Raw genomic sequence first — 950 nt, forward strand, 5'->3', positions numbered from 1 at the left:
GGGCTGGGGGGTGGCGGGCGCATTTCTGCTGCCGACGCTCGCGCTTGGTCTCGAGGAACTGCTCACCGACAACCCCCCGGCGCTGTTCGCCGTCCTCCACGCGCTCAACTCGTGGATCGACGAGGAGTGGGGATTCGCCCGCGACAAAACGATCATCGCTCCGCCGGTTCTGAGCCTCATGGACCCCCTTCTTGCCGAGGAGGAGCTTCGCTGGGTGATCGAACGCGGGACCAAGGCGATCGTGCTGCGTTCTGCGCCGGTCGTGGGTCCGTACGGAAACCGGTCGCCCGCGGATCCGGTGTACGACCGCTTCTGGTCGATGTGTGAGGACGCGGACGTGGCGGTCGCCTTCCACGCGGCCGACTCGGGGTACGCTGGACACGTGCGGGCCTGGGGCGAGCACGTCCAGTTCGCCACCGAAAGCACCTCGGCGCTGGCCGAGGTGCTTTCGGTGCACATTGAGCGCCCCATCAGCGAGACGATCGCCGCCGCGATCTGCCACGGACTGTTCGACCGGCATCCGCGCCTGCGCTTCGCCTCCATCGAGCTGGGCTCCGGCTGGGTGCCCGAGCTACTTCGGCGGCTCCGCCAGTCCTACCGCAAGATTCCGTATGCCTTCGGCGCGGACCCGGTGGAGACGTTCCACGAGCACATCTATGTGGCGCCGTTCCAGGAGGACAACCTGACCGTTCTCCTGGACCACATGCGCGTGGATCGCGTCCTGTTCGGCTCGGACTGGCCGCATCCCGAGGGCTTCGCCCGGCCCACGGACTTCGTCGCGGACATCGCCGACCTGAGTTCGCTGGATAAGAAGAAGCTGATGTCCGACAACTTCCGTAGCCTGATCATGATGCCCTGATCATGATGCCCTGAACGTGCGGGACGGTCGCGATCCGACCTGACCCATGCCCGTCGACATCGGATGCGCCGGGAAATGAGCCATTCCCGGC

The 950-nt window shown here is 66.3% G+C and carries 1 protein-coding gene; it reads left to right on the forward strand.

What is annotated here, in order from left to right; genetic code table 11:
- The coding region (locus tag G6R25_RS24230) for an amidohydrolase family protein (protein WP_163554680.1) at nt 1-859 on the forward strand (859 nt) is incomplete at its 5' end.
- Between the last annotated feature and the right edge of the window lie 91 nt (nt 860-950).

The organism is Candidatus Frankia alpina, from assembly GCF_902806485.1.
GTDB classification, from domain to species: Bacteria; Actinomycetota; Actinomycetes; order Frankiales; family Frankiaceae; genus Frankia; species Frankia alpina.